17 protein-coding genes and 1 tRNA gene are annotated in these 20734 nt (G+C 52.3%); 12 read left to right on the top strand and 6 right to left on the bottom strand.

What is annotated here, in order from left to right; genetic code table 11:
• The first annotated feature begins 61 nt into the window (after positions 1-61).
• The 12 genes from BCF11_RS15470 (at position 62) to waaC (ending at position 14506) form a co-directional block, all read left to right on the top strand.
• Positions 62-1384: an O-antigen polymerase gene (locus BCF11_RS15470; protein ID WP_098495516.1), complete on the top strand. Its 1323-nt coding sequence runs from the start codon at positions 62-64 to the stop codon at positions 1382-1384.
• Between the two features lie 219 nt (positions 1385-1603).
• Positions 1604-2638: a polysaccharide biosynthesis protein gene (locus BCF11_RS15475; RefSeq protein ID WP_098495517.1), complete on the top strand. Its 1035-nt coding sequence runs from the start codon at positions 1604-1606 to the stop codon at positions 2636-2638.
• A 4-nt stretch (positions 2639-2642) separates the two neighbouring features.
• On the top strand, positions 2643-3749 hold the full coding sequence (locus BCF11_RS15480) for a capsular polysaccharide biosynthesis protein CapF (RefSeq protein WP_098495518.1): 1107 nt from the start codon (positions 2643-2645) through the stop codon (positions 3747-3749).
• A 2-nt stretch (positions 3750-3751) separates the two neighbouring features.
• Complete coding sequence (gene wecB, locus BCF11_RS15485) at positions 3752-4879, top strand: non-hydrolyzing UDP-N-acetylglucosamine 2-epimerase (protein ID WP_098495519.1); 1128 nt, start codon at positions 3752-3754, stop codon at positions 4877-4879.
• A 23-nt stretch (positions 4880-4902) separates the two neighbouring features.
• A complete protein-coding gene (locus BCF11_RS15490) occupies positions 4903-6135 on the top strand; it encodes a glycosyltransferase family 4 protein (RefSeq protein ID WP_098495520.1) in 1233 nt (410 codons plus the stop codon).
• Positions 6136-6149: 14 nt separating this feature from the next.
• Entirely contained in the window at positions 6150-6746 is a 597-nt protein-coding gene (locus tag BCF11_RS15495) for a sugar transferase (RefSeq protein WP_098495521.1), read from the top strand.
• Positions 6747-7602: 856 nt separating this feature from the next.
• On the top strand, positions 7603-8784 hold the full coding sequence (locus tag BCF11_RS15505) for a DegT/DnrJ/EryC1/StrS aminotransferase family protein (protein ID WP_098495523.1): 1182 nt from the start codon (positions 7603-7605) through the stop codon (positions 8782-8784).
• A 191-nt stretch (positions 8785-8975) separates the two neighbouring features.
• Positions 8976-9536 (top strand): sugar transferase, encoded by a 561-nt coding sequence (locus BCF11_RS15510; protein ID WP_098497523.1) that lies wholly within the window; start codon positions 8976-8978, stop codon positions 9534-9536.
• A gap of 74 nt (positions 9537-9610) precedes the next feature.
• On the top strand, positions 9611-11551 hold the full coding sequence (locus tag BCF11_RS15515) for a nucleoside-diphosphate sugar epimerase/dehydratase (protein WP_098495524.1): 1941 nt from the start codon (positions 9611-9613) through the stop codon (positions 11549-11551).
• Positions 11552-11595: 44 nt separating this feature from the next.
• Positions 11596-11916 carry an H-NS family nucleoid-associated regulatory protein gene (locus BCF11_RS15520; RefSeq protein ID WP_098495525.1) on the top strand — a complete coding sequence of 107 codons (321 nt, stop codon included), beginning with the start codon at positions 11596-11598 and terminating at the stop codon, positions 11914-11916.
• A 190-nt stretch (positions 11917-12106) separates the two neighbouring features.
• Positions 12107-13495, top strand: a complete 1389-nt coding sequence (locus tag BCF11_RS15525; protein WP_098495526.1) for a phosphomannomutase/phosphoglucomutase — start codon at positions 12107-12109, stop codon at positions 13493-13495.
• Between the two features lie 24 nt (positions 13496-13519).
• A complete protein-coding gene (gene waaC / locus BCF11_RS15530) occupies positions 13520-14506 on the top strand; it encodes a lipopolysaccharide heptosyltransferase I (protein WP_098495527.1) in 987 nt (328 codons plus the stop codon).
• Between the two features lie 6 nt (positions 14507-14512).
• Here waaC and BCF11_RS15535 read toward each other — a convergent pair.
• The 6 genes from BCF11_RS15535 to fdxH all read right to left on the bottom strand — a co-directional run bounded on the left by BCF11_RS15535 (position 14513) and on the right by fdxH (position 20727).
• A tRNA-Sec gene (locus BCF11_RS15535) sits at positions 14513-14608 on the bottom strand.
• Positions 14609-14648: 40 nt separating this feature from the next.
• Positions 14649-16589, bottom strand: a complete 1941-nt coding sequence (gene selB, locus BCF11_RS15540) for a selenocysteine-specific translation elongation factor (protein WP_098495528.1) — start codon at positions 16587-16589, stop codon at positions 14649-14651.
• Complete coding sequence (gene selA, locus BCF11_RS15545) at positions 16586-18028, bottom strand: L-seryl-tRNA(Sec) selenium transferase (protein ID WP_098495529.1); 1443 nt, start codon at positions 18026-18028, stop codon at positions 16586-16588. Before selA ends, selB begins: the two co-directional genes overlap by 4 nt.
• Positions 18029-18976 (bottom strand): formate dehydrogenase accessory protein FdhE, encoded by a 948-nt coding sequence (gene fdhE / locus BCF11_RS15550; RefSeq protein ID WP_098495530.1) that lies wholly within the window; start codon positions 18974-18976, stop codon positions 18029-18031.
• A 138-nt stretch (positions 18977-19114) separates the two neighbouring features.
• A complete protein-coding gene (locus BCF11_RS15555; protein WP_098495531.1) occupies positions 19115-19756 on the bottom strand; it encodes a formate dehydrogenase subunit gamma in 642 nt (213 codons plus the stop codon).
• On the bottom strand, positions 19753-20727 hold the full coding sequence (fdxH, locus tag BCF11_RS15560; RefSeq protein WP_098495532.1) for a formate dehydrogenase subunit beta: 975 nt from the start codon (positions 20725-20727) through the stop codon (positions 19753-19755). The genes BCF11_RS15555 and fdxH overlap by 4 nt, the downstream gene beginning before the upstream one ends.
• Positions 20728-20734: the final 7 nt, after the last annotated feature.

Raw genomic sequence — 20734 nt, forward strand, 5'->3', positions numbered from 1 at the left:
TTTATTGATGAAGGAATGTGTAAATAAATACTGGAAAAGGATGGTTTTATGAAAGTGCATTATGCTTGAAAATCTTGATAAGTTATTTGCGATTTTCTTCAGCATACTTATTTTTGCGCAGGCTTATTTCATTCGGAAAATAATTGGCACATGGATCTTCCCGGCCTGTTTGTTTTCTTTGGCTTGGTTTGTGTTCACTTTTTTCCCGCTGGTCATATTATTTAACGTGCCAGTTGAGCCGCTATCCGTTTTATTTATAGTTCTTTGCGTTTTTTCTTTTTCCTTGAGTGCAGTACCATTTAACTGGAAAAAGGCATTTAAAAATAACAAGAAAAAAAATGACAATGATGCGGCCAGATTCGATAGCCGATTCATTTATGGCATGTTTTATTTTTCTTGCTTCTTAGCTATTATATCTACAATAGCTAGCGTAATTTCTAATGGTTTCAGCCTGTATTCGATGATATTCGATCTTCTGGATACTAGTGGAAAATATGCCGCCATGCGAGGACAGGGCGAGCTGGATTACGGTGCGTGGGGGCGGCTGAGTATAATTTTTACATATACTACGGCTGTACTAGGCGGATTTGTAAGCTATAACGAAAAGAAGGGAATTCGGAAATTTATTCTTGTTTTGATGGCGTTTGCACCTTCTTTGTTCGTGATGCTAACCCAATCCGCCAAGCTTATATTATTTCTTTCCATTGCTTTTTTCTACGCATCTATTTTTGTCAGGAAAATATATTCAAATCAGCTTAAATTTGTCAATAATGCACTTTTTATTCGCTTGGTCGGATATGGTTTGATTTTGCTGCCGCTTCTGGCAATTTCATTTTTGTCGCGGGAGTTGTCTGGTAATGAAGATATGCTGGATCGCATATCCAGTTCTTTCTTTTCTTATACATTTGGACATTTGTATGCCTTTTCGGATTGGTTTTCTCATTATTTAGGCAGGAGTTCTGAACAGAGTTATACCGATGGATTTTATTCATACGGAAATTATACGTTTCAGTCCATATTCGATTTTTTAGGAAGCGAAAAAACATTTCCCGCGGGAATTTATGAGGAATATTTTTCGTATAGGGGAATATTTACCACTAATCTTTATACGATATTCCGCGGGCTTATATATGACTTTGGCGGTGTAGGAACATTATTGTTCATGTTTGTGCTTGGATTGATAATTCACGGATTCTTTTATCAACTTCTCAATTCAAGAAATTCTTGGGCTGCTTGTATTGTTTTTATAATTTCTATAGTTTGCTTTCAAGCCTCGTTTATTATTAGTTTGTTTATGGCTAGATATATGTATTTGCTTTTTGTTGTTTTATATCTTCTTCTTGCGGCTAACGATTATTTTTGGAGGAAATATAAAATCCAATAATTGCTCCGTCGGAAATTGTAACGGATTTAAATTTTTATTGTTTTTATTTCCTGTCATTTTTGAAAAATTGATGCAACTATTTTGCACAATTAACGATAAACTCCGAATTTTCTTGGGTGGGAAAATCTGTATATTTGAAAATATAATTTTCTTAAATATATATTTCTTTTCTCGTGAATTAATTGATCATCGATAGTTCGATACCAATATATATTAAAAATGTTTAAAAATAAATTACTATTAATTACCGGCGGTACAGGTTCTTTCGGAAACGCTGTCTTGAAACGTTTTTTGGATACGGATATCAGAGAAATCCGTATATTCAGCCGCGATGAAAAAAAGCAGGATGATATGCGCAAGAAGTATAACAACCCAAAATTGAAGTTTTATATTGGGGATGTGCGCGATTATTCGAGCATCTTGAATGCAACACGCGGCGTGGATTACATTTTTCATGCGGCAGCCCTAAAACAAGTGCCATCCTGTGAATTCCATCCGATGGAAGCAGTGAAGACCAACATTATCGGTACCGATAATCTTCTCGAGGCGGCAATCCAGAATGGCGTGCGGCGAGTTGTCTGCCTGAGTACGGACAAGGCAGCGTATCCTATCAACGCCATGGGTATTTCCAAAGCAATGATGGAAAAGGTTATGGTTGCAAAGTCGCGTAACGTCGATGATGCGAAGACCGTTATCTGCGGCACGCGCTACGGCAATGTGATGGCCTCGCGCGGCTCCGTGATTCCCTTGTTCGTGGATCAGGTGCGGGCAGGACAGCCGATTACTATCACCGATCCCGCGATGACGCGTTTCATGATGACGCTCGAAGACGCTGTTGATTTAGTGCTGTACGCTTTCGAACATGGTACGAATGGCGACATTTTTGTGCAGAAGGCCCCCGCGGCTACGGTTGAAACGCTGGTTGCTGCGCTGTTAGCCATTTTGAAGACGCCGGCTCATCAGGTGAATGTCATAGGCACCCGTCATGGTGAAAAGCTATATGAAACCTTATTGAGTCGGGAGGAAATGGCGGCTGCGGAGGATCGCGGCGGGTATTTCCGAGTGCCGCCGGATTTACGTGACTTGAATTACGGTAAATTCGTCGAACAAGGTGAGCAGAAAATCTCGAATTGCGATGACTACAATTCACACAACACAGAACGTTTGGATGTTGAGGGTATGAAAACCTTGCTGATGAAACTAGACTTTATTCGTTCTATAGAGCGTGGCGAGAACGCTGTCGCGGAAGGGTGATGCGATGAAAGTACTGGTAACCGGGGCGAATGGCTTCATTGGGAAAAATTTGCTGATTCACCTGCGCGAGCGAGCAGGAGTGGATGTTCTTACTTTCCTGAAAGGCGAGTCGCTCCAGATATTGGCTGAGAAAGTGCTCAGGGCTGATTTTATTTTTCACCTGGCTGGTGTAAACCGCCCGTTGACAGAAGCCGAGTTCACCATGGGAAATGAGGATTTGACTCGTACCTTGTGCGAGGCGGTCCAATCCAGTGGCCGCCAGATACCTATCCTGTATACGTCCTCTATCCAGGCCGAGCGAAACAATGCGTACGGCGCCAGCAAACTCAAAGCTGAGGATGTCTTGCGCGAACTAGGCACTGCAACTGGCGCGCCAGTCTTTATTTATCGTTTGCCGAACGTTTTCGGCAAATGGTGCCGGCCAAACTACAATTCAGCTGTTGCGACTTTCTGCCACAATATCGCTCATGACATACCAATTCAAATCAATGATCCCGCAGCGGAGATTCAATTGGTGTATGTGGATGATGTTGTCGCCGATTTTTTACGTGTCCTGGATAAATGCCCGCCAAGTGGCGGATACCGAGAAGTTCAGCCGATTTATAGTATTACGGTTGGCGATTTGGCCCAGCGTTTGCGTGTATTCAAGGATAGCCGAAAATCGCTTGTTACAGAACCCGTCGGCGTTGGGCTGACGCGCGCCTTATATTCGACCTTCATTACCTATTTCACGCCGGAACAATTTTCTTATCCTTTGACTAAGCATGAGGATCCGCGCGGCGTGTTCGTTGAAATGTTGAAAACCCACGATTCCGGTCAGTTCTCCTACTTTACTGCGCATCCCGGCATTACCCGGGGCGGGCACTATCATCATACGAAAACGGAGAAGTTCCTGGTCATCAAGGGCGAAGCATGTTTCCGTTTCCGCCATATTGAAACCGGGGCGGTTCACGAGCATCGGACCAGCGCCAAGTCACCGGAAGTGGTGGAAACCATTCCCGGTTGGTCGCATGACATTACAAATATCGGCGATGAAGAAATGATTGTCATGCTATGGGCGAACGAGATATTTGATCGCCAGCATCCAGATACGATTACGTACAAGGTTTAACCATGAAGAAATTGAAAGTCATGACGGTCGTCGGAACGCGGCCAGAAATTATTCGCTTGTCCCGCGTGATGGCGAAACTGGATGAATATTGCGAGCATGTGATCGCCCATACCGGACAAAATTACGACTACGAACTAAATGAGATCTTTTTCCAGGATCTGGAAGTTCGCAAGCCGGACCATTTCCTGAACGCAGCGGGCGCCAATGCGGCAGAGACCATCGGCAAGGTAATTATTGCCGTCGATGCTGTTTTGGCTCAGGAGCAACCCGATGCGCTGCTTATATTGGGAGACACGAATAGTTGTTTGTCCGCGATTCCAGCCAAACGCCGGAAGATTCCTATTTTTCACATGGAGGCTGGCAACCGCTGCTTTGATCAGCGGGTGCCAGAAGAAACTAACCGCAAGATCGTAGATCACACGGCCGACATTAATCTTACCTATAGCGCTATCGCCCGCGAATATCTGTTACGCGAAGGATTGTTGCCAGATCGTGTTATCAAGACAGGTAGCCCTATGTGTGAAGTATTGAATCACTACAAGGCAGGCATCGATGCGTCAGATGTTTTGAGCCGCTTGGGATTGAACGAGGGAAAATATTTCGTCGTCAGCGCACATCGCGAAGAAAATATTGATTCGGAAATCAATTTTGCCAAGCTGGTGAGTGCGTTGAATGCCGTTGCGGAAACGTATGGGGAGCCGATCATTGTATCGACTCATCCAAGAACGCAAAAGAAAGTAGATGCTAAAGCAGTGACGTTCCACCCACTGATCCGTTTGCTGAAGCCGCTTGGTTTCAAGGATTATGTGAAGTTGCAGGCATGTTCCAGGGCCGTCCTGTCTGATAGCGGAACGATTTCAGAGGAGTCGTCCATTCTGAACTTCCCGGCGTTGAATATTCGTGAGGCGCATGAGCGTCCTGAGGGCATGGAAGAGGCTGCGGTGATGATGACCGGGCTGGAAACCGAACGGATACTGCAGGGACTGGCAATCCTCGCTCATCAGCCACGCAACGCCGAGCGGAGCCTGAGGGTGGTTGCTGACTATGATGTACCGAATGTCTCCGAGAAGATTGTCCGCATCATCCATAGCTATACGGATTATGTAAATCGCGTTGTCTGGAAAAAGTAATCGCAGAATAAATAGGGAAAAGTTTGCGTATTCTATTATTGACTCAATGGTTCGATCCGGAACCTACCTTCAAGGGCTTGCTGTTTGCTCGTAAGCTGCAGCAGCTTGGCCATGAGGTAGAGGTAATTACCGGTTTCCCCAATTACCCGGGTGGTAAGCTGTATCCCGGATTTCGGCAAACATGGCGCAAGCGCGAAGAGATTGACGGCGTTGTGGTGACCAGGGTGCCGCTATACCCTAGTCATGACGGTTCGGCCGTCAAGCGCTTGCTGAATTACTTCAGTTTTGCCCTGACGTCTTGTTTGTACGGCGTATTCGGAGCAAAAAAAGCGGATGTAATCTATGTTTATCATCCACCGATGACTGTCGGATTGTCGGGTGCCTTGATAGGTATGTTTCGCAATACGCCGTTTGTCTACGATATTCAGGATCTATGGCCGGATACATTGCGTGCGACCGGCATGATAGGAAATGAGCGTGCCTTAGGGATAGTGAGTTCGGTTTGCAACTGGATATATCGGCGAGCGAGCCATATAGTTGTTTTGTCGCCTGGATTTCAAAAACTGCTAATCGAGCGGGGGGTGAGCAGTTCTAAAATGTCAGTTATCTATAACTGGTGTGACGAAACATCCATGCAGATCCCGGAACAGACAGCGCTCGATCTATCTTTCATGGTGGGACGTTTTAATATCGTCTTCGCCGGGAACATGGGCAAGGCACAGGCATTGAATACAGTGATTGAGGCAGCAAAGATCATTGAATCGCAGAATGCAGAGGTGCAGTTCGTATTTGTTGGAGGCGGGATCGAAGTGGATAACCTCAAGGCAATGAGCGTGTCCGCTGCCCTTAAGAATGTGAGGTTCTTGCCGCGCATGCCAATGAATGAGGTGGGAGCGGTTTTGTCCAAGGCAGACGCTCTGCTGGTGCACCTCAAGGATGATCCGCTCTTTGAAATTACTATTCCTTCCAAGACCCAGGCCTATCTTGCAGTAGGTAAACCGATACTGATGGCAGTCAGCGGGGACGCGGCAGATTTGGTGCGGCGCGCTGAGGCCGGTATCGCGGTGAAGCCCGAGAACGCGGCCTCTCTGGCAGATGGAGTGTTGCAGATGACTAGGCTGTCAGTCGAGTTGAGGGAGGAGATGGGCAAAAAAGCGATCGAATTTTATCAAAAAGAATTGTCTTTAGATGTCGGTGTTGAGCGATTCATAGAAGTATTTAATCAAGTTGCCATCAAGAAAAATACGTTAAATTAGCAAGGTAATTTGTAATGTTAAAAAGATCTTTTGATTTGTTCGTCGCTTTGCTATTACTGACGGTCACCATGCCAGGTTTGGTGATCGTCGCGTTGCTGGTACGGGTGTATCTTGGAAAGCCGGTACTTTTTTCTCAAATCAGGCCCGGTAAAGATGGTCAGCCATTTACAGTATACAAATTCCGGACAATGACAGATGCAAAGGATGAGCACGGAGTGCTGCTTCCAGATGCTGTGCGGCTTACCAGCTTTGGCATGTTCTTGCGGCGGACTAGCCTGGACGAGCTTCCCCAGCTACTGAATGTAGTTAAAGGCGACATCAGTCTAGTAGGCCCACGGCCGCTTTTGATGGAGTATCTGCCGCTCTATAGCGCGGAGCAGGCAAGGCGGCATGAGGTCCGCCCAGGCATTACTGGGTGGGCGCAGGTCAACGGACGCAATGCAATCAGCTGGGAAGAGAAATTCGATCTGGATGTCTGGTATGTTGATCATCATTCATTCTTACTTGATATCAAGATATTGATTCTTACGTTCATGAAAGTCTTTTCTGGCAAAGATGTTTCAGCAAAGGATCATGCAACCATGCCGGCTTTCAAAGGCAAAAATCAATGACTGTTTTAATTGCAAGCGTGGGCCGGCGTACTTCATTTGCATGGTAATTCGGCATTCCACGGAGAAATGGGAAGTCAAGCTGTTTGCCAGCGGCATGACTTGCTGGGGTTGGCGTCGCAGGTCGCAGATATTGCTTTAAAACCGCTACCAGTAAGCGTGATGAATATATTCCAGCATTGCTGAAGTACGTCTAGAAATATGAGATGGATTAATGGCCCCGATAGTCTTCACCGAGCTGGAGCGATTTTCCGCAGTTAAAGAAGATTTCGGAAAAATGGATGTGTAATTCAAATTTTTTCTAACGCATTAATAGGAATTGCTACCGACAAATAATTGACTGTCAACAGGCATCAGGATAAAGAGCCAAGGTTTATAACTCCTGGCTGCTTTCGAACTTTAATATCAGGCTGCTGCCAGATCATTTATTTGATATGAAAATATTTGGAAATATCTACGTAAGATTTTAGATCCATTAGAGCGGAATTTTTATTCATTGTCGATTTGTAGTTGGTCTTATTGCAGATAATTTTCTGATTTTGTAAAAAAATAAAAACACCCCGAATTTCGTCAACTGATTTTCAAAAAATCATTGCAGCAATTTTTTTGAGAAAATTTCTGAAAACCTGATAACAGATTTTTCCTGTGATCAAAAATTCTTTGATCACGTGAGGGCAGCCAAGTATTGATATATCGTAGATAATAAAGGCTTTATTGCACCAAATTTGACGGTTTGGAATGCCGTAAGATTCAAGAGCCCAGAGCAGATAAAATTTCTTTGAATCCTCCATCCGGCTTCATGAATCGAAATATGGGGCTGATTCGTACACTAATAATTTTTAATTGATTTCCAATAATTATGACTATTGAAAATATATCCAAAGGCCAATGGCCACATTTTTCTCAGGATGAAGTTGACGCAGTTGTTGCCGTTCTCAAATCGGGCAAGGTGAATTATTGGACCGGAGATATGTGCCGCGCATTCGAGCGCGAATATGCCGCATATGTCGGGACACCTTATGCAGTCGCCGTCTCAAACGGCACTGTCGCATTGGAACTGGCGCTTTACGCCTTGGGTATCGGTGTCGGCGACGAAGTGATCACGACATCTCGCACCTATATTGCATCTGCCAGTTGTGTCGTCATGCGCGGGGCGTTGCCGATTGTGGCGGATGTGGACCGCAATAGTCAGAATATTGCACCTGAATCCATTCGTGCTGCCATTACCCCACGTACCAAGGCGATCATTGTTGTGCATCTGGCTGGCTGGCCGTGCGACATGGATGCGATTATGGCGATCGCTAAAGAATACGACTTGAAGGTAATCGAAGATTGCGCGCAGGCCAACGGTGCGACATACAAGGGGCGGCAGATCGGCTCGTTCGGCCATGCTGCTGCCTTTTCATTTTGCCAGGACAAGATTATTTCGAGCGGCGGTGAGGGCGGTATGCTGGTTACTCACGACGAAGGCGTCTGGGAGCGGGCTTGGGCTTACAAGGATATCGGCCGTAGCTATGACGCGGTATATCGTCGCGAACATCCTCCTGGTTTCAGATGGCTGACAGAGTCATTTGGTACAAACTGGCGGATGACTGAGATGCAAGCCGCGATAGGGCGTTTGCAGCTCCAAAAACTTGATGGGTGGATCGCCAAGCGAAGGGAAAATGCAGCTATTTTGACGCGCGCATTTGAAACTATCCCAGCTCTCAGATTGACTCTGCCCCCGGCTGACATTGCTCATGCTTATTATAAATATTATGCATTTGTGAAGCCTGAGCACCTCAAGGCAGACTGGAGTCGAGACAGAATTATTGCGGAATTAACCGCAATGGGAATACATTGTTTTTCCGGGTCTTGCAGTGAAATCTATCTCGAAAAGGCATTTGATTCTTTGCCGAGCAAGCCCAAAACCCGGCTGCCTGTTGCTAAGGACCTGGGAGAGACCAGTTTGATGTTTTTAGTGCATCCGACTCTGGAGGCCGCGGATATGAATGAAGTGGTGACTGCAGTGCAGAAGGTTTTTGCGTCGGCATCACGGTAATATTTTCGATATCCAGGATATGTTCGACGGAATCGGTAATGAAATACTCCATGTACATAACGTAATTGACTGCCTCGGCGATGTGGATATTTCCGCTTCATCTTATCGATTCAATTGCTTCCGTGCTGTTGCCGCTACGGTTAGGGTATTCTAGCATCAGATTATTTTTGGAAAAATTGACTTATCTCACAATGAAGCGGATCTTTGACCTGTTGTCAAGTTTGTTGCTATTATCGATTCTTGCTCTTCCTCTTTTTTTGGTGGCATTGTTAGTAAGGCTGTCGTCACCAGGACCTATTTTGTATTGGTCCAATCGGGTCGGACGTAATAATAAAATTTTCCTAATGCCGAAATTCCGGACTATGAAGATCGAAACACCGGTGGTGGCAACACATTTACTTAATAATTCCAATCGATTTTTGACACCCATTGGCTCATTTTTACGTAAATCCAGCCTGGACGAATTACCGCAGCTGTGGAGTATTGTCAAAGGAGAAATGAGTCTCGTCGGTCCAAGACCTGCTTTGTTTAATCAAGATGATCTGATTACATTACGCACAGAATTTGGCGTCGAAAGCTTGTTGCCGGGGCTGACGGGTTGGGCACAGATTAATGGCCGGGACGAGCTTTCAATTCAGGAAAAGGTAAGATTGGATGCAGAATATTTGCGACGCCAGTCTTTTTTGTTAGATATGAAAATCATACTCCTCACGGTTTTGAAAGTCGTTCGAAGAGATGGAGTCATGCATTAGTATTTTTTGGATACCCATTGTGCTGCTCTCATAGCATTAATAGCATCTTATATTGGTTAAATTGAATTATTGACATGGTCCATTTTTTAAACTTATCGCGTCTTCACAAGCAAATAATTGCTGCATCTGCCGATTTAATCATGTTGCCGCTAACATTTTGCTTGGCGATATGGTTGCGTCACGATGGTCTTAGTACCTGGTTATTACACCAATATGGATTGCTGATTCTTGCTGCTCCTTTGATATCCCTTCCTATTTTCATCCGATTAGGTTTATATAGAGCTGTTATCCGCTTCATTGATCACAAGATTGTTTATGTGGTGGTGTTTGGCGTAACCCTATCGGTTATTGCATTGGGGGCTCTTGGAACCTTTACACAGACTGCAGGCTATTCTCGTGCCGTTTTTGGGATCTACTGGGTAAGTGCAATCTTATATACCACTGCAAGCCGGTTTTTAGCGCGTGGCTATTTGCTGCGTGTGAGTGGGGTAGGCAGTGCTGTGCCCGTGGCAATTTACGGCGCGGGACAAGCTGGCACCCAACTGGCGAGCGCGCTTCGGGCGGGGAACGAATATTTGCCGTTGGCATTTGTCGATGACAAGAAGGAGTTGAGGAGGGCCACTATAGCAGGCATCAAAGTCTTCTCGGCAGACGAGTTGCCGGACTTGATTGCGCGATATAACCTCAAAGAAGTATTGCTGGCGATGCCCTCATTGAGCAAATTCCAGCAGAAACACATTCTTGATCTGCTTGAACCACTCAAAGTCAAAATTAAAGTAACGCCCCCGATCAAGAGTCTCATTAACGGTGAGTTGCGCGTGCAGGATATCCGTGATGTTGAGATTGAGGATTTGCTGGGGCGCGATCCGGTTGACCCGAATCCAGAGTTGATTTCAGCATGTATCGTCAACAAATCCGTGATGGTAACCGGTGCAGGTGGCTCAATTGGATCTGAGTTGTGCCGCCAGATTATTCGACAGCGTCCGTCGCAGTTGATTTTGCTTGAAATGTCTGAATTCGGTTTGTATACGATTGAGCAAGAGCTGCGTGAACTGCAGAAAAGTATTCATGTCAATATAGAGTTGCTACCGTTCCTAGGGTCGGTTCTCGAAACAGAAAAATGTGAAAGAATTATGCGCACATTTTCGGTGGAGACCGTTTATCACGCGGCCGCATATAAGCATGTCCCACTAGTAGAACATAATCCGATTGAAGGTATCCGGAATAATGTATTCGGTACCTTGAGCGTAGCTAAAGCTGCTATCGCAGCAGGTGTTAAATCGTTTGTGCTGATTTCCACTGACAAGGCGGTCCGACCGACCAATGTGATGGGATCGACCAAGCGCTTCGCGGAACTGATCTTGCAGGCATTTGCGCGCTTGCAACCTAAAACGTTTTCAAGAACACGATTCTGCATGGTACGTTTTGGTAACGTACTTGGGTCATCTGGATCTGTGGTACCGCTGTTTCGTAAGCAGATCATGGCTGGTGGCCCGATCACTTTGACTCACCCGGAGATCACTCGTTATTTCATGACTATTCCCGAAGCCGCGCAGCTTGTACTGCAGGCCGGAGCCATGGGAGAAGGGGGCGATGTTTTTGTGTTAGATATGGGTGAGCCTGTCAAGATTGTTGATCTGGCCAAACGCATGGTGCATTTGAGTGGGCTCGAAGTCATGTCGGATCTGACACCAGATGGAACTATAGAAATCAATCACGTCGGCCTGCGTCCTGGTGAAAAATTATACGAGGAATTGCTGATTGGAGATAATGTCGAAGGTACCGAGCATCCTTTGATCATGCGTGCGCGAGAAGTAGAGATCCCGTGGGCAATTTTAGAGGACCAGCTGATTAAATTGGAGGATGCGTGCGCTAGGTTTGCCTATGAAGAAGTTCGCGCGCTGCTGTTGCATACAGTTGCCGAATATTCGCCTCAGTGCGGAATTGAAGATTTTATCTGGCGTGCCAAGCATCGTTTGGCCGGTGCAGATGCCGGTGACGCGATGTTGCATTAATCGCGAAAACAATATTTGATTGAATTTCATTGTGTGGGGGTAATATGGATTTATCAGGACTGTCAGTTGTCGAGTTACGTGCATTGCAAGATCAGGTCAAGCAAGCTTTGAAAGATCGCGAGCATCAAGAGTTGGTTAAAGCACGCGAGCAAATTTTGGCTATCGCTCAAAATGCGGGAATTTCGCTGCAGGATTTGCTGGGCGCCCAGTCGCGTGGCAAGAACACTGCGACCAAGACAAAAGTAGCGGTCCGTTATCGTCATCCTTCGGATCCTTTGCTGCAATGGACAGGTCGCGGCCGTCAACCTAAATGGGTTCAGGATTGGGTCGCTTCCGGTCAGTCGCTGGACGCCGTACGCGTATAACGATCGCCACCGTTTCTATTTTTCGCTGGTAGCGCCAGTCTGATGACTGGCGTCTAATCGACGATGTGTGCTTGAAGCCAGGCATGCATCTTTCAGCTCGGTTGGACGGTTCAACCACGCTGGCAGTGGCATGCGAACTGTCTGTTCGCTGCGGGTTTAAAAAAGCGCCACATTCTCGTTACATAAAATCATGCTCCCACTCTCTAAATCGATATTCAAGGCCTACGACATCCGCGGTGTCATCGGCAGTACGCTGGACGCTGGCATCGCACGTCAGATCGGCCGGGCTTTCGGCGCCGCTGTGCGGAGCAAAGGCGAAAAAACGGTGATTATCGGTCGCGACGGCCGTTTGTCCGGACCGGAACTGGCCGCTGCACTGGCAACAGGTTTGCGGGACGCATGCGTGGATGTGATCGACCTGGGTGTGGTGGTGACGCCGATGGTGTATTTTGCGACCCACGTGCTGGGCGCGCAATCCGGAATCATGGTCACCGGCAGCCATAATCCGCCCGATTATAACGGTTTCAAGATGGTGCTCGCGGGTGAGGCCATATACGGCGACACCATTCAGCAGCTGTACCAGACTATCGCGAATAGCGACGCCAAGGCTATCGTATCGGCACCGACCGGCAGCTATCGCAAACGTGACATCAAGAGTGCCTACCTGCAGCGCATCGTCAGCGACACCAAACTGGCGCGGCCGATGAAGATCGTGGTCGATTGCGGCAATGGCGTCGCCGGCGCCTTTGCCGGCGAGCTGTATCGCGCACTCGGCTGCGAGGTGCAGGAACTGTTCTGCGAAGTGGACGGCACTTTCCCCAACCACCATCCCGATCCGGCGCATCCGGAAAATCTGCAGGACGTAATCCGCGCCTTGCAAAACTCCGATGCGGAAATCGGCCTGGCATTCGACGGCGACGGCGACCGTCTTGGCGTCGTCACGAAAGACGGCCAGATCATCTATCCGGACCGGCAGCTGATGCTGTTCGCCGCCGATGTGCTGACGCGCCATCCCGGTCGCGAGATCCTGTATGACGTCAAATGTACCCGTCATCTGGCGCCATGGATCACCGAGCACGGCGGCAAGCCCTTGATGTGGAAGACCGGACACTCGCTGGTCAAGGCCAAGATGCGAGAAACTGGCGCCCCGCTGGGCGGTGAAATGAGCGGCCATGTTTTCTTCAAGGACCGCTGGTACGGTTTCGATGATGGCCTTTACGCCGGTGCGCGCCTGCTGGAACTATTGAGCCGTGAAAGCGATCCATCCGCGCTGCTGAACGCCTTGCCGCAATCGTCCAGCACGCCTGAGCTGCAATTGAAACTGGAAGAAGGGGAGAATTTTTCCCTGATCGAGAAATTGCAGAATGAGGCGAGCTTTCCCGGCTCGGAAGAAATTATCAAGATCGACGGTTTGCGCGTTGAATACGCCGACGGCTTTGGCCTGGCCCGCTCCTCGAATACCACACCGGTTGTCGTGATGCGTTTTGAGGCAGAATCGGAACAAGCGCTGGCACGGATTCAATCCGAGTTCAAGCGCGTGATTATGGCTGCGAAGCCTGATGCAGCACTGCCTTTCTAATCGACCTGACAAAGTGGCCTTGGCTTGAACATTCTGATCGTCCGTGTCTCCTCGCTTGGAGATGTGGTGCATAACATGCCAATGGTGTCGGATATCCGACATCATTATCCCGACGCGAATATCGACTGGGTCGTTGAAGAAGGCTACACTGGCCTGGTGCGTATGAATCCCGACGTGCGCCGCATCATCCCGATCGCATTGCGGCGTTGGCGCAAGAGCCTGTTGACTACGGCGACACGGGCGGAAATTGCGAATTTCAGGAAGCAGCTGAAACAGGACGCCTACGATGTGGTGTTCGATACGCAGGGCTTACTGAAGACCAGCATCGTCATGCGCATGGTGCGCCTGGCGTCCAATGGTCGGCGCATTGGCCTGGCGAACGCAACCGAGGGTTCCGGCTACGAACCATTGTCTCGCATATTCCATACCAAGAGTATTAAAGTGGGCTTGCACACGCACGCAGTATTGCGCGCTCGTGAAGTAGCGGCACAAGCGCTTGGCTATAGTGTAGACACCGCGGCTGATTTCAATATGCAGCCCGCGATTATGAAGCCTGCTGACCTGCCGACATGGTTGCCGGCCACGCAGTATGCCGTTTTCTTCCACGGCACGGCGCGCGCCGCCAAGCAGTGGTCCAATTCCAATTGGGTGCGGATTGCCGCCCTGCTTGCGGAGCGGGGCTTGCCGGTGCTGCTGCCCTGGGGCAGCGAAGCGGAGAAAAGCAATGCCGAGCAATTGGCCAGTCAAATGAGCAATGCGCGCGTGCTGCCTAAATTGCCTTTGATGGAAGCTGTATTGCTGGCACAGCGCGCCGCTTTGGTGATCGGCGTTGATACCGGCTTGACGCACATTGCGGCCGCCTTCAATCGCCCAACCATCGAGCTGTACTGTGATTCTCCACGCTGGAAAACCGAAGGCAACTGGTCACCGCAGATCATCAACCTGGGAGAAATCGGCATGCCGCCAACGGTGGAGCAGGTTGCGCTGGCAGTCGACACGCTGGAGGCGTAAGCCGAGTGGCGGAAGGCAGCAGGAGTCGAACCTACCTGGGAGTGACTGGCACCCCCCACCGGGTTTGAAGCCCGGCCGCATCACCGGATACGTGTGCCTTCCTTGCTGCGCTATCTTATCCTGATTCGCAATTTCTACGCTATCAGAACCAGTCCAGGTCGCCGCCGCGCAACACGTGCGCATCGCGCAGGCGGCGGGTATAGCCGATGCGATCAAAAAATTCCAGAATCTGAATCGCTCGCTTGCGCCCGAGGCCGGTGGCGTCGCGCCAGCTTGCTGCGTTCACTCCGGCAGCAGCCGTTGGGCTAGCTTCCGTTTCTCGTTGCGCGATCAGAGCGACCATCAGTGCAGCCAGTTCGCGCATGCGCTCATGGTGATAAAACAGATCCCGCTCAACCTGATAAACCGATCCTTGCCGCAGCAATTTGCGCAGCAGCTGGCGCACCTGTTCTTCAGGCAGAGAATGGACCCTTGCCAGGTCGCGCACCCACGGCGGATCGAAACCTGCGGCGGCAAGCGTGGCCAGCAGCTGCTTCGCCAGCGCCTGTTCGCTTTCCGACAGCGCTACCGCATGCTGCGGCAAATGCAGCCACGGTCCGCTACGCTGTATCGCGCCGTCCTCGGTAAGAGAGGTCAGAACCGCCAGCCACAGCGCGTTGTCGAGCGTCGGCTGCGCCATGCGCCGCAGACGCCCGCTGTCGACGCCTTGCTCATCGGGAAAGCGCGCATGGAAATCCGTGAGTGCGTCGACTGCGCATGCTTTCAGAGATTGCCATTGGGCCGACAGCACGACAAATTTATCCTGCCCGGTTGAACCGGTGACAATCGTCTGTGCATCCGACGGCAATGACAAAGCATTCGATGGCAAGCCGCTCAACTGCATCAACGTCGACAGGCGCACGCCGCCAGGCGAGGCCGTTTGCAGCAATGCCGTGAGGCCAGCGCCGCTCAACATTTGCTCGACCGCATCGAGCCAGGCCCGCCGTTCCGGCGTGCGCCGCTTTCTGGCCGGGGCGGTCGGGTCGAGTACGTGGCCGCCGCCGACTGTCATGCTGGCCTGCGCATTGCGGACGATAAAGCGGTCGCCCGGCGTCGTGCAGACGGCGGATTCAAACTGCAGCTGCACCCGGCAGCGATGGCCGGAGTTCAGGGTATTCCCTTCCAGCAGCGTGACGTGTGCAAGCTGGTGCAAGGTGCCGAGATGGACGTGCAGGAGAGAACGGTTGCGCAGCACCAGGCCGGCGCCGGCCGATAGCTGCAGCTCGACGTCAATCCGTGTCGACGGCGTCAGTGCGCGCGGATCCGCCAGCCAGTCGCCGCGTTTAATAGCGTCCTTGTCAATGCCGCTCAGGTTGAGCGCGCAGCGCTGGCCGGCGCTGCCGCTGGCGGCGGGGCGGTTTTGTACATGCAGGCTGCGCACACGCACCGTGTCGCCGGCCGGCATCAGCGCCAGATGATCGCCGTTGTCGACCTGGCCGGAGAAAACGGTGCCGGTGACCACCGTGCCGTGTCCCGGCAGAGTGAATACCCGGTCTATCGCCAGCCGGAACAGTCCGTCGGCGCGGCGCGGCGGCATGCTTTGCGCCACGGCATGCAGATGCTGTTGCAGCGCCGTGGTTCCGGCATCTTGCGGCAGATGCGCCGCGACCTTAAATATCGGTACGCCAGTCAGCCTGGTGCCGGTCAGCAGTGCTTGAATCTCGGTGGTGACGTCGGCAATGCGCGCCTCATCGACGCGGTCGATTTTGCTCAAGGCAACGGCGCCGGCATCGACGCCCAGCCATTGCAGTATCTCCAGATGCTCGCGTGTCTGCGGCATGACGCCGTCGTCGGCGGCGATCACCAGCAGTGCGAAGTCGATGCCGCTGGCGCCGGCCACCATGGTGTGCACCAGGCGCTCGTGGCCGGGAACGTCGATGAACCCCAACACTTCACCATTCGGCAGTGCGGTGTAGGCGTAGCCAAGTTCGATCGAAATGCCGCGTTCCTGTTCTTCCTTGAGGCGGTCGGTATTGACGCCGGTCAGTGCTTTGATCAGCGTGGTCTTGCCGTGATCGATATGCCCGGCGGTGCCGACGATCATAGGGACAGATCCTGCAGTTGCGAGATGAAGCTGGCTTCCTCGTGTTGTTCCAGGCAGCGGCAATCCAGCCACAGGGCGTCGTTGGCGATGCGTCCGACCACCGGCCGCGGCAGCTGCCGCAGCGCCCGTTCCAGCTTGTCGAGCGCGCGGCCGTGGCGTTTGCCGTCGGCGTTATCGGCGCGCAGCACCAGGCCGTGGCTAGGCAGCTGGTCGACCGGCAAGGCGCCGCTGCCGATCTGGCTGAACATCGCTTCAGCGGTCACCGTGTAGCGGTTTGCCAGCGCTTTCTGCAACGTCGGCAGCAGGCGTTCTGTCTGCGCTCGTATTTGCGCTTGCGGGCGGGTCAGCAGGCGCAGGGTGGTAAGCCGTTCGGCCAGGAATTCCGGCGCCAGGTACAGGCGCAGCACCGGCTCCAGTGCGGCCAGGGTCAGCTTACCGACGCGCAGCGCACGCTTCAGCGGATTTTTTTTGATGCGGTTTATCAGGTCGGCGCGGCCGACGATGATGCCGCACTGTGGCCCGCCCAGCAGCTTGTCGCCGCTGAAGGTCACCAGGTCGGCGCCCTGGCGGATGGTTTCACGCACCGTGGCTTCGTTGGGCAAGCCCCATTGCGTCAGGTCAAGCAGTGTGCCGCTGCCAAGATCTACCGTCACGGCAATGCCGTGAGGGCGTGCCAGTTCCGCCAGCGTGGCGACATCGACGCTGCTGGTGAAGCCGCTGATGGCGTAATTGCTGCAATGGACTTTCATCAGCATGGCGCTGCGCGAATTGATGGCGTTGGCATAATCGGCAGGATGGGTGCGGTTGGTGCTGCCGACTTCGACCAGTTTTGCGCCGGCGCGCTGCATGATGTCGGGCACGCGGAAGGCGCCGCCGATTTCCACCAGTTCACCGCGCGAGACGATCACTTCTTTCTTTTGCGCTAACGCGTTCAGCATCAGGAATACCGCAGCGGCGTTGTTGTTGACGACGGTCACGGCTTCGGCGCCGGTGAGTTCGCGCAAGACGTCTTCTACCAGGCTGTCGCGGTCGCCGCGGCCGCCGGTTTCCAGGTCGAATTCGAGATTGCCGGGCGAGGTCAGGGCGCTGACCACGGCCTGCACCGCTTCGTCCGGCAGCAGCGCGCGTCCCAGGTTGGTATGCAGTACGGTGCCGCTGAGATTGAACATCGCACGCAGGTGCAGGCGGCTGGCGTCAGTCAGTTGTTGCCCCACCGTCGCGCAGAGCTGGGGCTCCTCGATGTCGGTCGCGGCCAGTTTACCGGCCAGGGCCTGGGCCCTGAGTCCATCCAGATGCTTGCGTACGGCGGCGGTTACCTGGGTGCGGCCATATTGCGCCAGCAAAGGCTTGAGGTGCGGCAGATTCAGAACCCGATCTACCGAGGGAATGTCGCTGGCTGAAGCCAGCGGCGGACTGTTGAGCGGGCTCGCAGCGCTCATTCAGCCCTCCGCTGCTTGCCACAGCAAGGGATTGCCCTGACGCCGTGCATAAACGGTTTCACCCATCAGCAGATCCAGCGTCAGGCTCGCCAGGTCGTCCGCCAAGGGTTCTACGTAAGGATCTTTTTCCTGGTAAAAAATCTTCAGCCAGCTATGGCATTCATCGCAGGTCTCAGCCTTGATGGCGGCCGCGCCGGCAGCCTGCTCGTCTTCTATGGATTGATAGGCGATTCCTTTGGTGGAGTCGCAGTACGCGCACTTGATGCGCACCATATGCCATTCGGCGGCGCACATTCCGCATTGCAGGTAACGATGGCCCTGCGATTGGCCATCCATCCGCACCACGCTGGCAACCGGCATGGAACCGCAGCATGGACACAGGCCTGGGGTGTCGAGCAAGGGTACGTCGTGGACATCAAAACGTGTCACCAGATCGCTGCAGATCACCTGCAGGGCAGCGGCATAGAACGGGGCGCTGGCCGGATCGACGATTTCATTATTTCGCCGCAAGATGGCTTCGGCCTGGCTGTCGCGCTGGTTGGCGCCGGTTTGCCGGATGCGCTCTATCAGTTGTATCAGCGCCGGCGGCAAGCCGCTGGCTTTTGTCAGCTGCTCTAGCAGCTGATCCAGCACTGTCTGCCAATGCGGGCTGCGCACCTGGTCTGTCGCCAGGATCAGCGGCAGCAGATGCGTCTGGGCCAGGTTGTTGCGCGCCTGGTCACGGGCATGGCTGTCCGTTTCGCCGCTCAAGCCGTTCAATGCCTGCTGTTGGGCCTGCGCCAGCGACGCCATCAGGTTCAGGTAGTCGCCGATAGGATTGCCCGCCGCCAGCTGTTTCAGGCGCCGCGCGCGGTCGCCGAAAATACTGGCGCGCTGCGGCAGCCGGACGCGTGGAATCGCGTTGTGATCCAGCGCTTCGATTTCGCCTGGTTCAAGGATACGTTGCAAGGTAGTTCCTTTTTTCGCAGCAATCGGCAACCGCGGAAATCGCGGAAAAGCATGCCGCTGTTTATTTTCGTGAATTACCTTTTGATGCACAAGTTGCCAATGTAGCTTAATTAACCTGCAAGAGTCGCATGGTTTATTTTACTCCCCAGTCATTTTTCTGTACCAGTCCGCATGGTGCTTGCGCGCCCAGGCTCGGGTGACCGTGCCGCGCGTCATGGCGCCGACTGTCCCTTTGACCCAGATGGCGGCATAAATATGCACCACGATGCCGGCGATCAGGACAAAGCCGCATAGCGCATGCAGCAGCACGGCAAGCCGGATCACAAAGACCGGGAACAGCCAGGAGAACCAGGCGCGCCAGATAACGATGCCCGACAGCAGCAAGCCAGCCATGCAAGCGATCATTACCCAGAACAATAATTTCTGTCCGCCGTTGTAGCGTCCCACCGGCGGCAGGTTTTCTTCGCGGTTGTTGATGACGTCGCCGACGTTTTCCAGCCAGGCGATGTCATTTTTCTCAATCAGGTTGTGGCGCCAGAAACGCAGCGCCAGCAGCACAAAGCAGACAAACATCAGCAGCCCGATGAAAGGATGCAGGATGCGGGTCCAGGGGCCGCCGCCCAGCACGAAACTGAGCCAGAACATCGCCGGGTGGAACAAGGCCAGGCCCGACAGCGCCAGCACCACGAAGGTGATGGCGACCAGCCAGTGATTGATGCGTTCGCCGGCGTTGTAACGGACGATCTTGTCTTTGTCTACATCTCGCTGGTGCATGTTCATGGTGGCAGATCCTGTGCGTTGATGTTGGGATCGTTCGCATTGTTCTCGGGCGCGGTCAGCAGAGCGGCGCGCTTGGAGGCGCCGGATTCTTCCTCTTCTGCGGCCTTGTCCTCATCCGTGACTTCGTTCGGGCCGACCTTGATGTAATGGAAGAAGCCGGCCAGCGCGGTCAGTGCGATACCCGCCAGCGCCAATGGCTTGGCGACGCCTTTCCACAGCGAGACCAGCGGACTGATGCGCGGATTGTCCGGCAAGCCGTGATACAGCGACGGCTTGTCGGCATGGTGCAGCACATACATCACATGGGTGCCGCCCACGCCCGGCGGATCGTACAAGCCGGCTTGCGCAAAGCCGCGTTCCTTGAGGTCGACGATGCGTTCCGCTGCGTGCTCCTTCATGTCTTCCTTGGTGCCGAAGACGATGGCGCCGGTCGGGCAGGTCTTGACGCAGGCCGGTTCCTGGCCGACGGCGACCCGGTCCGAGCACAGCGTGCACTTGTAGGCCTTGTTGTCTTTCTTCGAAATGCGCGGCACATCGAACGGACAACCGGTCACGCAGTAGCCGCAGCCGATGCAGTTTTCTTCATGAAAATCGACGATGCCATTGTTGTACTGGACAATCGCGCCGGGTGACGGACAAGCCTTGAGGCAGCCCGGATCTTCGCAGTGCATGCAGCCATCCTTGCGGATCAGCCATTCCAGGTTGCCGTCAGGATTTTCGTACTCCGAAAAGCGCATGACGGTCCACGAGTGTTCCGTCATGTCGGGCGGATTGTCGAGCACGCCGACATTGACGCCGACCTCGTCGCGCAGGTCGTTCCATTCCATGCAGGCGGTCTGGCAGGCTTTGCAGCCTATGCATTTGGTGACGTCGATCAGCTTGGCGACAGTGCCGGTCACCGGCTCGCGCACGCTGGGCGGCGGCGTGGTGGTGGCGGAGACGCGTTTGATATCTAGAGATTGCAGGGCCATGGTTTCT

Origin of the sequence: Collimonas sp. PA-H2 (assembly GCF_002564105.1) — a bacterium.
Taxonomy (GTDB): Bacteria; Pseudomonadota; Gammaproteobacteria; order Burkholderiales; family Burkholderiaceae_D; genus Collimonas.